A 13689-nucleotide genomic window follows, 5' to 3' on the forward strand; every position below is an offset into this window, starting at 1 on the left:
CGAGGGGTCATTCCAGGCGGAGGACGCGGGCTGCGGGTTCGGGGGTGTTGGCGGTGATGACCAGAGCGTCGTCGTTCCAGGCGTAGGTCCAGTCGCCGAGGTCGGTGGGGAAGTGTGGCGCGATCTTCGAGCGCGGGATCGGGAGAGTGATGGTGGACGGGCCGGGGGCGCGGTGCCAGAGGGTCAGGTAGGACACGTCAGGACCGTTGAGTGCGAGGGCAATCCAATCGTCGGTCCACTTCGGTAGACCCAGCGGCCAGGCGGGGACGAGCGTGTGCAGATCATCGAGTACGGCGCGATGGGCGGTCAGCGCGGATCGGATGAGGTCCAGCTCGTCCGGCGTCATGCGGTTGAGGTGACCCGAGAGGTAGAGGCGGCCGGGGATGCCGTTGACGAGTGCGAAGGTGAACTCCTCGCGGGTGGTGCCGGTGATCGGGTAGGCCCAGTTACCGGCCTGCTCCGGGAGTACGGCGGCAGGCGCGGCCGCGGAGATCGGTGCATAGAGCAACGGATGTTCCTGGTCCGAGGTCGACTGCAGGTGGAGGCGGGACAGCATGGCGTAGTCCATCCGCATCGCGCCGGAGGCGCAGTTCTCGATCAGCAGATCCGGATGGCGCTCCTGGATAGCGTCCAGCCAGCTCAGCAGTGCGCGGTTGTGCTCCAGAAGGCCATGCCCCAGAGAAGTCCCGTCCTTGTCGGTGCCGGGGCCGGTCATGGTGTTGTTGTCGAACTTGAAGAAACCGATGCCGAACTCGTCGATCAGCCGGTCGACGGTGGTGTCGAGGTGCTTGCGGGCGGCCGGGCTGCGCAGGTCGAGCAGGTAGCGATCGTTCTCGGCGACCCGCTTGCCGTGGCGGGTGAGGAACGCGTCGTCGGGCAACTCGCCGGCGATCGGTGCGTTGACGCCGATCACCTCCGGCTCGAGCCACAACCCCGGGACCATGCCGCGCTTGTGGATCCGGTCGATCACCTCACCGAGACCGTTCGGGAACCGCGTCGTCGACGGTTCCCAGGCGCCGACGGTGTTCCACCAGTCGCCCTCGGCGTACCAGCCGGCGTCGATGCAGAAGTAGTCCGCACCGACCTCGGCCGCGGCGTCGATCAGCGGCAGCAGCTTCTCGGTCGTCGGGTCCCCCCTCAACGTGTTCATGTAGTCGTTGAAGACGACCGGCATCCGGTCGTCGATCGGGCGCCGGTTCCGGATCGCGCGGCGCTGACGCGTGAGCGCCGCGAACACGCTGTCGACGTCGGTTCCCGCGACGAGCGACACCGGCACCGTCGTGAACGGCTTGTCGGCGGTGACCTCGACGCTCCACTGGTGCTCATGGTCGGTCGGTCCGCTCAGCAGCAGGTAGCCGCCGCGTCCGGTCTCACCGAGCTCGTAGTGCCACGGGCCGTTGTGCTCGATCTGCCAGCCCAGGGCGTACGGCGTACTCAGGTCGACCAGAACGCCCACGGGCAGCGTTTCTCCCGTGGACCACGAGTTCGTACTGGTCACCGCGTCCCGGCTGTTGGCGACGTGGTGGTGCGGGTCGCGGACGATGTCGGCCAACACGTCCCGGAGTATGCGCTTCGACCAACGGTTCTCCGCCATCCAGCTGTTGGCGGCGGAGTACAGCTCGGCGTCGATCGACGCGAGGCCGACCACGAGGGACGACAGGAAGGTGAGTTCCAGAGAGCCCGGCCCGACCATCGAGGCTTCGGTCCAGGCGCGTACGCCGGCTCCCGCTTCGAAGACGCTGATGACGCGGAGACCCGTGGTCGGCTCCTCCTGGACGATGCGCAGCGTGGTCTCGGTCTCGTCGTGCCGGGCGTACCGCAACTGCCGCCCGAGGGCGGTGCCAGCCTGACGATTGCTGGAATGACCGTGCCCCACGGCTTCGACCTCCACCAAGGGCTGGCTCGGATCAGGCTCGCCACCCCTCGGCTGTGAGGCCTCGCGGACAGCGATCAGTCGGACGGGACCGTCGTCGAGGACGAAGGTCAGGGCGAGGTCAGGCGTGGTCCAGCGCAGCAGGTTGGTCATAAGTCCTCAGCTCGTCGTAGGGCTTGGCGTGCGGTGTTCGAGGAGGTAGTCCTCGACGGTGAACAGGTGCGCGGCCATCCGGGTCCGTGCGGGATGGGGTCGTGATTGGTGAGGGTGGGCGACGATGGGGAGGTGTTCGCGGTGCGCGGTCTCGTCGGCGCCGGGCTCGGCGATGGATCGGCGAAGCCGGTCCCGCATCGTGCGTTGCCGTATGGGTCGAGCTCGAGGATCCCGCCCTTGCCGAGTGCGACGCGGGGCTTGGGTCGAGTTGAGTACCACCCCGGTGAGCCCTGCTCCGGCCGCCCTGACGGTAGACGATCTTTTGCCGGGCAGTCAGGCGGTTCGACGGTCGGTTCACTGGCCGGCGACGTAGGGGATGGTCTGCGGCCCTTCGGGGAGAATGCACAGGTGTGCGTCCGGACCGAGCGCCGCGAGCGAGTCGGCAACCGCCGCAGAGATGTCCGCGGTCTGCTCCAAATGTGCGGCGGCCAAATCCCCGTCGGTCAGGAAGCCCGTGTGCATCACGACTCGGCTGGTCGACTGAATACGCGCCTGGATCTGTGCCTGCCACTGATCCGGTGACGTTTCGGCCGTCCGTCCAAGCTGAGCCAGCAGCGCCTCTGGCGACTCGGCCGACTCCAGGATCGAACGATAGGCCCCATGATCGGGAAAACCGTCGCGGCACTCCGCCGCACAGACGATCGTGCCGCCTGGGCGAACGATCTGATGCGCTGCGGACATGCCTTTCACCGCTTGATACAGGTTCTGATCGAGTGGATATCCCGAGTTCGTCGTGACCACCACGTCGAACGGCGCCGGCACCGGTTGCATCGCGACTCGCCGGGCTTCGGCGCAGGCTGCGGCGTGCATCGCCAGCAAGTCACCCCCGAAGACCGCGACGATGTCTTTGTCCCGATTGAGCACTACGTCCAGGGCGAAAGAGACACCCGTCGCCTCCGCGATCGCCCGCACGTCGTCGTGAACAGGATTGCCCTGGATCACGCCCCAGGTCGCCCTCGGGTCGCCGATCCGCTTGGCATCGTGCAGGACAAGAACGGTTTCCAGACCGGCCAGGCCGGGTGCGACGAGCTTCGGACCACCCGAGAACCCGGCGAAGAAGTGCGGCTCGACGAACCCGGTGGTGATCCGCACGTCGGCCTCCACCCACGCGCTGTTGAGCCACACCGGTACGCCGTCACCGTGTGTACCGCACCACGACAGCTGGCCCCGATCGCGAGCATCGTGATTGACGATCCGCACGGAATCCACGACCTCGTCGCCGAACATCTGCCGCAGTTCCCCGTCGCTGTTGGCGCGGTGCGTGCCGGTGGCCACCAGGACGACCACGTCGTCGAGGTCGATCAGACCGTCGAGTTCGGAAAGGATCGCGGGGATCATCAGGTGCCGGGGCTGCGGTCGTGTGCCGTCGCATGCCGAGATGGCCACTGTCTGTCCGCGGCGGACTTGGTCGCGTAGCGGCGGTCCTGCCAGTGGAGCGCGCAGGGCCCGTCTCAAGAGCTCGTGTGGATCCGGAGCCGCGGGCTGGTGGACCGGCTCGACCACCGTTGTCCGCGCGGGATCGACATCGATGTCGATCCCGCTCTCACCGTAGGCCAGACGGACCTTCACGCCTGAATCCCCTCCACCCAGCGATGCCTACGGCCGGTCACTCTGTCAGATCCAGCGCGAGACAGTGAGCGGTCGACACCGGACTGCGATCCGGGAGGCGGGCCACGAGTACGCCGTGGGGCTGTTCGAACGGCACCGGGCCGTGGCCGAGCAGCCGGACGCCGGTCACCGCCTCATGGTCTGCGAGGCTGCGAATCACGGCGCGCCCGTCGTCAGGCCACGCCAGCTGGAACGCGTAGACGGTGTTGTCCCGGCGGGTGAACCGGAAGTCGGAACTCGTCCAGTTCACGCGGTCTTCGGTGAACCCGTCGATGATCACGCTCGACGGTCCCTCGCCGAACACCCGGAACGGTCTCGTGCCGTAGATGCCCTCGCCGCAAACCTGCGTCCAGGCACCGAGGTCGTCGAGGAGCTGCGAGCATTCGAGATCGAGCGTCCCGTCCGGCAACTGCGGCACGTTGAGCAGGAGGTTGCCGTTCTTGGACACGATGTCCACGAGCATCTCGATCACGTGTTCTGCGGTTTTGTAGATGTCGCGGACGTTGTAGAACCAGTCGCCGACCGAGGTGTCCGTCTGCCACGGCACAGCTTGGATGCCGGGGGTCTGGCTACGCTCGATGTCCAACACACCGACCCGGCTCACCTCAGGTCGACGGTCCTTCTGCTGGTAAACAGCACGGTTCGCCCCGTACGCCTGCGTACTGGTGTTGTAGAGATGGGCAACCGCGCGGAGGCCAGGTGTGTAGCCGGCATCGCCGAACGGCAGCGGCCCGTCTGAATACAGCAGGTCAGGCTGGTATCGGTCGATCATCTCGGTCACGGCCTCGAGCCAGTACCTGTGCCACTGGGGATCGTTGCAGTACCACGGGTTCGGAACGTCGACGTCCTCGGCGGGCAGGTAGCGGCTGTTGTCGAGGTACAGATCCTGGTGCGCGGGATCGGTTCCGTCGTACCGCACGCCGGTGAAGGGCCCGCGCTTGTCGCTGCCCTTGTTGACCGCCATCCACCCGAGCGCGGCACCGAGGTGCTCGGTGATTCCGAACGGCAGCCCGCGCACGTCCGCGGCAGCCTTCCAGAGCGCAAGAATGTCCTTGCACGGACCGACCTTCACCGAGTTCCAGCGGTGGATGGACGACTCGTAGTTGAAGAAGTTGTCGTGGTGCACGGCCTGCGCCACGAAGTACCGAGCACCGGCCGCCACGAAACGATCCATCAGCTCGTGTGGGTCGAACTGTTCGGCCTTCCACAGCTGTACGACGTCCTTGTAGCCGAACTCCGAGGGGTGCCCGTATGTCCGGAGGTGGTAGCGGTATTGGTCGCTGCCCTCCCGATACATGTTGCGCGCGTACCAGTCGCCGTACCGCGGCACTGACTGCGGTCCCCAGTGCGACCAGATACCGAGCTTCGCGTCCCGGAACCAGTCAGGGCATTCGAACGTGGACAGGGACTCGAAGGATGCATCGAACGGCACTGGTCGTTCCTCGTCAGTGATGGGAGTGTGGACCGGCCGGAGTCCTCCGGCCGGTCCAGGGTCGACCTACTTGTTGGGCATCTTGTCGTAGGCGGTCTGCTGGATCTCCAGGTAGCGCTTGAGACCGAGGCCGTCGAGGCCCTTGACGTAGCTGTCCCAGTCCGAGTCGAGGTTCTTGGATCCGGTGATGAACTGCAGCGCGTTCTGCTGCATGTAGTTCTCGATGTTGGTCTGCAGCGTCGCGACCTCGTTGCCGAGGGTCGGGTCGATCCACACCTTCCAGAACGGGTAGATCTGGGCCTTGTCTTCGTGGCCGGCGTACAGCTTGGTGGCCTCGAACAGCTTGCGTTCGTAGCCTGCCTGCGAGTAGATGTCGGTGTCGATGACCTCGGAGTTGCGGTACTTCGCGGTGTTGTTGTACTGCGCGAGCGCGCCCCACCCGGAGTTCCGCGGCTTCGAGCCGGGCTTCTGCGGGATCTGCTTGAAGCTCGGCTTCAGCGACTTGTCGAGCGCCACATCGCCGGGACCGGGCTTGGTCCAGGCCTTGCCCTCCGAGCCGAACTGTCCATTGTTCTGTCCCTCATCGGTGAAGATGTAGTCGAGCATCTTGATCGCCTGGATCTGCTTCTCCGGTGTGGCCTTCGACGTCAGGACGAACGTGGCGCCGGGAATGCTCGGGAAGACGTAGCCGGCGTAGTTCGCGCCACTCGGACCAGTCAGCGGCGGTACCGCGTCGTACTGCTTGTCCCGCCCGTCCGCCGAACCGATGGTGACGAAGATGCCCGAGTGCATGACGGTGCCCGCGCCGAGGATGACCGAGCCGCCGTGGTTGCCCTGCTGCTGCATCGCGTCCGGGTTCTGCGTGAAGGCGCCTTTGTCGATCAGGCCTTCTTTGTAGAGCGAGTTGATGTACCGCAGGCCTTCGCGCCAGCCGTCCTTGTTCGCCTGGACGTCGACCTTACCGTTGTTGAGAACCAGTGTGGCGTTGTTGCCGCCGCTGTTGTTTTGCCCTTGCGGGTCGTAGATGAAGGCGTTCATCAAGTACGGGATGAGGCTGTCGCGGACGTTCGCGCTGAGCGGGATCTCGTCGGCCTTGCCGTTGCCGTTCGGGTCCTGGGTCTTGAACGCCTGGAGCACCTTCCGCAGGTCCTCGGTGGTCTTCGGCTGCTCGAGGCCCAGCTTCTTCAGCCACGCCGAGTTCATCCACAGCTTGTCCGGGTAGGAACAGTGGAAGCAGTCGACCCACTGCGGCATCCCGTAGATCTTGCCGTCCGGCGCGGTCGCCATCGCCTTCCACTCCGGCGTGGAGTCCAGCGCCTTCTTGATGTTCGGCGCGTACTGGTCGATCAGCTGGTTCAGCGGTACGACGACACCCTGGTTGCCGAGCTTGAGCAGCTCCGCCGGGGTGAACTGGTCGACCCACGGGATCAGCAGGTACAGATCGGGGTAGTCGCCGCTGGCCAGCGAGATCTGCCGCTTCTCCTTCGACGGACCGCCGTCGAACGTCGTGGTCTGCCACTTGATGGTGAGGTTGAACTTCTGCTTCATCAGCTTGGTGAAGTCGTTCGTGGCGAGGTTCGTGTCGGCCGACTGCGGCGCGAAGACGTTCAGCGTGACGTCGGGATTTCCGGTGATCGTTGGCAGCGGCTTACCCTGCTCGTCGTTCGAGCCGCCACCGGAACAGGCCGCAAGCGCGAATGCCAGGAGACTGATGCCGGCGATCGCGGCACGCCTCCTCTTTCTGAACTGTACAGACATGAGGTCCCTCACAGGGTCGAGGTGATGCGGAAGATCAGCCCTTCACGGCGCCGATCAGGATTCCCTTGGTGAAGTAGCGGGCGACGAACGGGTAGATCAGCAGGACCGGCACGCTCGCCACCACGATCAGCGAGTACTTGAGCAGATCGGCCAATTGCTGGCGCTGGATGACCACGGAGGCATCGACTGCCCCACCGCCGGTCGTGTTCAGGATCAAGATGTTGCGCAGGACCAGTTGCAGCGGGAACAGGTCCGGGTTCTTGAGGTAGATCAGCGCGTCGAAGTACGAGTTCCACTGCATGATCGCGTACATCAAAGCGACCACCGCGATCATCGGTTTGGCCAGTGGGATCACCACCGACCAGAGGAAGCGCAGGTCACCGCAACCGTCCAGCTGCGCGGCCTCGACCAGCTCCTCCGGGATCGCGGTGCGGAAGTAGGTTCGGGCGATGATGACCTGCCAGACGCCGATCGCCTGCGGGATGATCAGCGCCCACCGGGTGTCCAGCAGCCCGACGGACTGGACCACCAGGTACGTCGGGATCAGGCCGCCGGTGAACAGCATCGTGAAGAGGATCAGCGTCATCACGAGGTTCCGGCCGACCAGCGTCCATCGCGACATCGGATAGGCGATCGCAATCGTCATCGTGACGCTGACGACCGTCCCGACCACTGTGTAGAACAACGAGTTCAGATACCCCTGGACGATCTGGGGGTTCTGGAACACCGCGTGGTACCCGCGCAACGAGAACTCCACCGGCCAGAAGAGCACCCGCCCGGACGACACCGCCGCCGGGCTGCTGAACGAGCTGGCCACGATGTACAGCAGCGGCAGCAGCACGATCAAGAGGAAGACCGCCAGCAGCACATACACACAGAACATGAACATCCGGTCGGTCCGCGGCTCGCGGATCCGGCGGGCCCGCGCCGCGCGGCGCTCGACCCTCTTGCTCGGCAACGTTCTCACTTCACTCTCAGCGCTCATGACCACAGTCCGTTCCCGGTCATCCGCTTGGCGATCGTGTTGACCATCAGCAGCAGCACGAGGTTGATCACCGAGTTGAACAGCCCGACCGCCGTCGCCATGCTGAAGTCCGCGTTCAGCAGACCCGTCTTGTAGACATACGTCGCGATGATCTCGGACTGGCTCAGGTTGAGCGGGTTCTGGAACAGGAACGCCTTCTCGAAGCCGATCGCCATGATGTTGCCGACGGCAAGGACTAGGATGATCACCGCGGTCGGCATGATGCCCGGCAGGTCCACGTGCCGAATCCGCTGCAACCTGGTGGCACCGTCGATCTTGGCCGACTCGTGCAGCGCCGGGTCAATACCGGACAACGCGGCCAGGTAGATCACCGCGGAATACCCCGTGGTCTGCCAGACGTCGGACCAGACGTAGATGTGCCGGAAGTAGTCGGGGTTCCCGAGGAAGTCGATCGCAGGAACGCCGAAGAACCCCAGGCCCTCGTTGACGATTCCGAGGCGTGGCGACAGCACCAGGATCGTCATCGACACGACCACTACCGTGGAGATGAAGTACGGCGCGTACGTCACCATCTGCACTGTCCGCTTGAAGAGACCGTTACGGATCTCGTTCAAGGCAAGCGCGAGGATGATCGCGATCGGGAAACTCGCTGCCACGGTGTAGACCGAGAGCAGGAAGGTGTTCTTCACCAGGGTCCAGAACACCGGGTTGTGGAAGAACAGGTCGAAGTTCTGCCAGCCGACCCACGGGCTTCCCCAGATGCCCTTGATCACGTTGAAACTCTTGAACGCCAGGACCGCGTTCGACATCGGGATGTACTTGAACACCACGAACCAGATCAGCGGCACGACCATCAGGAGATAGAGGGTCCAGTGCCGACTCAAGCTACGCCGCAGACCGGTGATGGTGGTGCGTTCACGCCGCCGCCGGCGTCGCCGTCGGGACGGTGCTTCGCCGGCGGGCGGCGGAATGGTTGTCAGGACTGCCATAAGGGGGTCTCCTCCTTCCAGGGCCTGGTCAGCTCAAGCTGAGACGGTGGGGCGTGCCGGCGCGCAGCTGGACCGCAATCCGCTTGTCGCCGTGGCGCACGATGCGCTGCTGCTCCCGATCCGCGATCAGCACCGCGTCGGTGCCGTCTTTGCTCCAGGCGATGTCCACGGTGACGCCGCCCCGGGCGCGGAGACCCGTCACCCGGCCGGTCGGCCAGTTGCCCGGCCGGGCCGGTAGCAGCTCGATCTCGTCCGTGTGGCTTTGCATGAGCATTTCGGCGATTCCGGCCGTCGCACCGAAGTTGCCGTCGATCTGGAACGGCGGGTGGGCGCAGAACAGGTTGGGGTAGACGCCGGCGCCGCTGCCGACGTAGTCCGTGCCGGTGTCGTCGGCCGGCGTCAGGAACGCCCGGACCAGCCGGTGCGCGCCGGCCGCGTCGCGCAACCGGGCCCGGAGATTGATCTTCCAGGCCAGCGACCAGCCGGTGGCCTGGTCACCACGCAGGTCGAGCGTGCGCGCGGCGGCTGCCGCCAGGGCCGGGGTGCCGTCCGGAGTGATCGCGTCGCCGGGGTGGAGACCGATCAGGTGCGACATGTGCCGGTGGTGCGGGTCCTCCTCGGGCAGGTCGGCGGCCCACTCCTGCAGTTGCCCGCGGCTACCGATCGACGGATTCGGGATCCGCTTGCGGGCCAGGACGAGACGCTCGACCAGTGGATCGATCAACCCGAGGTGTTCTGCGGTCTGCACACACCGGTCGAACAGGTCCGCGATCAGCGCGAGGTCCATCGTCGACGAGACCGTCACCGACGCAGGCTTGCCGTCATCGGCCAGGTAGTCGTTCTCCGGCGAGGTCGACGGCGACGTACCCAGACTGCCGTCCGGCAGCTCGACCAGCCAGTCGAGGCAGAACTCGGCCGATCCCCGCAGGATCGGCCAGGCCCGGCCGAGAAACTCCAGATCGCCGCCGAACGCGTAGTGATCCCACAAGTGGCGGACCAGCCAGGCACCGGCCATCGGCCAGTTTGACCACCGCGGGTCGCCCTCGACCGGAAGAGTCCAGCACCACGCGTCGGCGTTGTGATGAGCCGTCCAGCCGCCACAGCCGTACCGCTCCTTCGCCGTACGACGACCTGCCTCGGCTAGACGCCCGACAAAGTCGAGCAGCGGCTCGTGGCACTCCGGCAGGCTCGTCGTCTCCGCCGGCCAGTAGTTCATCTCGGTGTTGATGTTGACCGTGTAGTTCGAGCTCCACGGCGGTCGCAGGATGTCGTTCCAGATCCCCTGCAGGTTCGTCGGCAACCCACCAGGACGCGAGCTCGCGATCATCAGATAGCGCCCGTAGTTGAACACCAGCGCTGCCAGTGCAGGGTCGTCGCCATGCTGGGTCAGCCGGACGTCGGTCGGCAGATCCGCGCAGTCTGGCGATCCGGTCAGCTCGAGCGACGATCGGCGGAACAACTCCTGGTGATCCGCAGTGTGCTCCGCGACAAGTTCGTCGTACGGGCGTTCAAGCGCAGCGAGTACGGTCTCGTCGGCTGCCGCCCAGCACTCCACCCCCGTCCGCGTCGGCGGTGACGACGGCCCGTCATACCCGGTCGCTGTGGACAGGATCAGAATCAGCTCGTCGGCTCCCCGGATGGTGAGACCGGACTCGTCGGCGGTCACCTCACCGTCGGTCCGCGCGCGGAGTGCGATCGCCGCTGACATCCCGCGATCCGCGCCGTCGGAGTAACGGATCGGCTCCGGTACGTCGCGATGCGGTGGTGCGACATCGGCCGGTGCCTGCAGCAACAGTCCAACCCCGTCGCCGGCCACGTGCGGCCGCGAACGCAGCTGCGAGGTGAGCCGCGCGGTGACGCTGAGGGCCGCTGACTTCGACGTGGTCAGGCGCAGGACGAGCACCCCGGCCGGTGCGCTCACGAACACCTCCTGCCGGACGGCCACTCCCCCGAGCTCGTACTCCGCCAGCGCCGTCGCGGTGTCGAGATCGAGCTGCCTGCGGTACTGCGTTACGTCCCCAACGGCCGGCGTGGAGCCGTCGATCGTGAGGTCGAGCAGCAGATCGCCGAGCGGCAGGTACGCCTGCGAGTAGCCGGAATGGAATCCACCGGCCAGTTCATGTGCGCGCCGTATGTCGCCCGCGGCCAGAGCCGCGCGCACCGCCTGCACGGCGTCGGATCCGATGGCACCGAGCGGCTCCGACAGCAGGCGCGCGGTCTCCGGACCGCCTGACCACAGGGTCTCGTCGTTCAAGCCGATCCGGTCGGCTCCGACCCCGCCGAAGCACATCGCGCCGATCCGGCCGTTGCCGAGCGGCAACGCCTCCAGCCAGGAACCGGCGGGCCGGTCGTAGTACAGCCAGGTCGCATCCGTACGGTCCGAGCCCACCAGGTCGCTCATCCCAGGCACCTCCATTGCGGGTGATGGTGCGTAATCATCATATGAATTGTCGGGATCGTAGCGTCGTGGCGGCACATGGTCCATACTGAAGCGCGTCTGAACGGCAAATCATCTTATCTATCGGAGCAGCAGGGGGTTTCATGCCACGCATCACGTCGGTCGAGGTCGTCGACGTCCGTTTCCCGACCTCGCTCACCCGCGACGGCTCCGACGCGATGAACAAGGACGGCGACTACTCGGCCGCGTACGTCGTCCTGCACACCGATGACCCGGCGCTGAGCGGGCACGGCTTCACGTTCACGATCGGGCGCGGCAACGACCTGTGCGTCGCGGCGGCGGAGCAGCGTGGCCGCCCCCTGGTCGGGCGGGTGGTCGACGAGCTCTGCGCGGACCTGGGTGGGATCTACCGGGAGCTGCAGTCGGACACGCAACTGCGCTGGCTCGGGCCGGACAAAGGCGTCGTACACCTGGCGCTGGCCGCCGTCATGAACGCCGTCTGGGACCTGGCCGCCCGACGGGCCGGGAAGCCGCTGTGGCGACTGCTGGCCGACATGTCACCCGAGGAACTGGTCGCGGCCGCCGACCTGCGGTACCTGTCGGACGTGCTCACCCCGGAGCAGGCGGTCGACCTTCTCGCCGACCGCGAACCCGGCCGGGCACAGCGGATCAAGGAACTCGAGACCAGCGGATACCCGTGCTACACCACGTCCGCCGGCTGGCTCGGGTACTCCGACGACAAGCTGCGCCGGCTGTGTGAAGAGGCCGTTGCCTCCGGCTACAAACACGTGAAGCTCAAGGTCGGCGCGAACCTCGCCGACGACATCCGGCGCTGCGGGATCGCCCGGGAGGTGATCGGTCCGGGCGGTCATCTGATGATCGACGCCAACCAGGTCTGGGACGTGCCCGAGGCGATCGAGTGGGTCAAGGAGCTGGCGCGGTTCGAGCCGTTGTGGATCGAGGAGCCGACCAGTCCCGACGACGTCCTCGGCCACGCCGCCGTTCGGAAAGCGGTGGCGCCGATCGGTGTCGCGACCGGCGAGCACGGGATGAACCGGGTGCTGTTCAAGCAGTTCTTCCAGGCCGGTGCGATCGACTTCTGCCAGCTCGACGCGGCCCGGCTGGGCAGTGTGAACGAGGTGCTCGCCGTCTACCTGATGGCGGCGAAGTTCGGCGTACCGGTGTGTCCGCACGCGGGCGGGGTCGGACTGTGCGAGCTGGTCCAGCACCTGTCGATCTTCGACTACGTCGCGGTGTCGGCCAGTCTGGAGAACCGGGTCACCGAGTTCGTCGACCACCTGCACGAGCACTTCATCGACGCGTGCGTCGTCCGCAACGGCGCCTACATGCTGCCTTCCGCGCCAGGCTACAGTGCCGAGATGGGCAGGCCGTCACTCGCTATGTACACGTTCCCGACCGGAAGCTACTGGGCATCGCGAGACAGCGGGGAGTCGGTGGCATGACAGCCGACGCCCGGCCCCGCCGGGAATCGGGACCCCCGGCGGACGACGGCCGGTCAGCCGCTCGGGTCGGTGTCTCGCAGACCGACGTCGTCGTACAGGGCATCAAGAAGCTGATCATCGACGGCGTGCTCCGGCCGGGCGGCCGCCTGCCGGTCGAGAAGGACCTCGCCGAGGCACTGGGGGTCTCCCGCGGCCCGCTGCGCGAGGGCGTCCGCGCACTGTCCATCATGGGCGTGCTGGAGACCCGGCAGGGTGATGGCACCTACGTCACCGCCCTCGACCCCTCGTTGCTGCTGGCACCGATGGGGTTCGTGGTGGACCTGCAGGACCACAGCGGCGCGCACCATCTGCACGCCGTACGGCGAATGCTGGAGACTCAGGCGGCCGGGCTGGCGGCGACCCGGATCAGCGATGAAGAGCTCGCCGCAGCGGACGAGATGCTCCGCCGAACCGAGGCCGAACTGACCGACGGCGTGCCGGACCACGAGACCCTGATCGACAACGACATCGCGTTCCACCGCGTCATCGCCGAGGCGTCCGGCAACCCGGTGCTGGCGGCCTTGATCGAGGCCCTCGGCGGACGGACCACCCGTGATCGGCTTTGGCGCTCGATCAGTCAGGAAGGCGCCGACGAAGCCACCCACGGCGAGCACCGGGCAATCCTCGACGCTTTGGCGGGACACGACCCCGACCGGGCCCGCGTCCGGATGGCCGCCCACCTGTTCGGCGTCGAGGACTACCTCCGGCAGCGACCACCCAGCCCCGATCTGTGACGACTGCTCGATTCCCTTCGTTTGGCACACTGCGAACCTGACGCTGTGCTCGACCGGCGAGCACCTTTTCCCACCGGCGTCCGCGACAGCCGTCACGCCGGCGGCACCGAGCAGATCACCACCCACGAACAGGAGGTGGGATCTTCCGCTGCTGGGACGTTCAGACCTACGCTGCGATCGTCTAGGGGAGGTCACCC

Annotated in this window: 10 protein-coding genes; 2 read left to right on the plus strand and 8 right to left on the minus strand. The window is 66.3% G+C overall.

Annotation, left to right across the window (positions count from 1 at the left end):
* Positions 1-7: 7 nt before the first annotated feature.
* The 8 genes from AB0F43_RS21145 to AB0F43_RS21180 form a co-directional block, all read right to left on the minus strand.
* Positions 8-2026 (minus strand): glycoside hydrolase family 36 protein, encoded by a 2019-nt coding sequence (locus AB0F43_RS21145; protein ID WP_360479163.1) that lies wholly within the window; start codon positions 2024-2026, stop codon positions 8-10.
* Positions 2027-2032: 6 nt separating this feature from the next.
* Positions 2033-2224, minus strand: coding sequence for a hypothetical protein (locus tag AB0F43_RS21150; protein WP_360479166.1), 192 nt, complete (start codon positions 2222-2224; stop codon positions 2033-2035).
* A gap of 156 nt (positions 2225-2380) precedes the next feature.
* Positions 2381-3655: a nickel-dependent lactate racemase gene (gene larA / locus AB0F43_RS21155; protein ID WP_360479169.1), complete on the minus strand. Its 1275-nt coding sequence runs from the start codon at positions 3653-3655 to the stop codon at positions 2381-2383.
* 37 nt (positions 3656-3692) lie between these two features.
* Positions 3693-5126: an alpha-L-fucosidase gene (locus AB0F43_RS21160; protein ID WP_360479172.1), complete on the minus strand. Its 1434-nt coding sequence runs from the start codon at positions 5124-5126 to the stop codon at positions 3693-3695.
* A gap of 66 nt (positions 5127-5192) precedes the next feature.
* Entirely contained in the window at positions 5193-6884 is a 1692-nt protein-coding gene (locus AB0F43_RS21165; RefSeq protein WP_360479175.1) for an ABC transporter substrate-binding protein, read from the minus strand.
* 34 nt (positions 6885-6918) lie between these two features.
* Positions 6919-7869: a carbohydrate ABC transporter permease gene (locus AB0F43_RS21170; RefSeq protein WP_360479178.1), complete on the minus strand. Its 951-nt coding sequence runs from the start codon at positions 7867-7869 to the stop codon at positions 6919-6921.
* On the minus strand, positions 7866-8858 hold the full coding sequence (locus AB0F43_RS21175; RefSeq protein WP_360479181.1) for an ABC transporter permease subunit: 993 nt from the start codon (positions 8856-8858) through the stop codon (positions 7866-7868). The genes AB0F43_RS21170 and AB0F43_RS21175 overlap by 4 nt, the downstream gene beginning before the upstream one ends.
* Positions 8859-8886: 28 nt before the next feature.
* Positions 8887-11259 carry a glycoside hydrolase family 95 protein gene (locus tag AB0F43_RS21180; protein WP_360479184.1) on the minus strand — a complete coding sequence of 791 codons (2373 nt, stop codon included), beginning with the start codon at positions 11257-11259 and terminating at the stop codon, positions 8887-8889.
* 140 nt (positions 11260-11399) lie between these two features.
* On the opposite strand from AB0F43_RS21180, the gene AB0F43_RS21185 reads away from it, so the two are divergent.
* Together AB0F43_RS21185 and AB0F43_RS21190 are read left to right on the plus strand one after the other, a co-directional pair.
* Positions 11400-12719 (plus strand): L-fuconate dehydratase, encoded by a 1320-nt coding sequence (locus AB0F43_RS21185; RefSeq protein ID WP_360479187.1) that lies wholly within the window; start codon positions 11400-11402, stop codon positions 12717-12719.
* A complete protein-coding gene (locus tag AB0F43_RS21190; RefSeq protein WP_360479190.1) occupies positions 12716-13492 on the plus strand; it encodes a FadR/GntR family transcriptional regulator in 777 nt (258 codons plus the stop codon). The genes AB0F43_RS21185 and AB0F43_RS21190 overlap by 4 nt, the downstream gene beginning before the upstream one ends.
* Positions 13493-13689: the final 197 nt, after the last annotated feature.

Origin of the sequence: Kribbella sp. NPDC023972, assembly GCF_040639075.1 — a bacterium.
Lineage (GTDB): Bacteria > Actinomycetota > Actinomycetes > Propionibacteriales > Kribbellaceae > Kribbella.

Bases quoted from the DNA above. Each gene is read 5' to 3' on its own strand.
- AB0F43_RS21145 (WP_360479163.1), bottom strand. From the start codon at position 2,026: ATGACCAACCTGCTGCGCTGGACCACGCCTGACCTCGCCCTGACCTTC.
- AB0F43_RS21150 (WP_360479166.1), bottom strand. From the start codon at position 2,224: ATGCGGGACCGGCTTCGCCGATCCATCGCCGAGCCCGGCGCCGACGAG.
- AB0F43_RS21165 (WP_360479175.1), bottom strand. From the start codon at position 6,884: ATGTCTGTACAGTTCAGAAAGAGGAGGCGTGCCGCGATCGCCGGCATC.
- AB0F43_RS21170 (WP_360479178.1), bottom strand. From the start codon at position 7,869: ATGAGCGCTGAGAGTGAAGTGAGAACGTTGCCGAGCAAGAGGGTCGAG.
- AB0F43_RS21175 (WP_360479181.1), bottom strand. From the start codon at position 8,858: ATGGCAGTCCTGACAACCATTCCGCCGCCCGCCGGCGAAGCACCGTCC.
- AB0F43_RS21180 (WP_360479184.1), bottom strand. From the start codon at position 11,259: ATGAGCGACCTGGTGGGCTCGGACCGTACGGATGCGACCTGGCTGTAC.
- AB0F43_RS21185 (WP_360479187.1), top strand. From the start codon at position 11,400: ATGCCACGCATCACGTCGGTCGAGGTCGTCGACGTCCGTTTCCCGACC.
- AB0F43_RS21190 (WP_360479190.1), top strand. From the start codon at position 12,716: ATGACAGCCGACGCCCGGCCCCGCCGGGAATCGGGACCCCCGGCGGAC.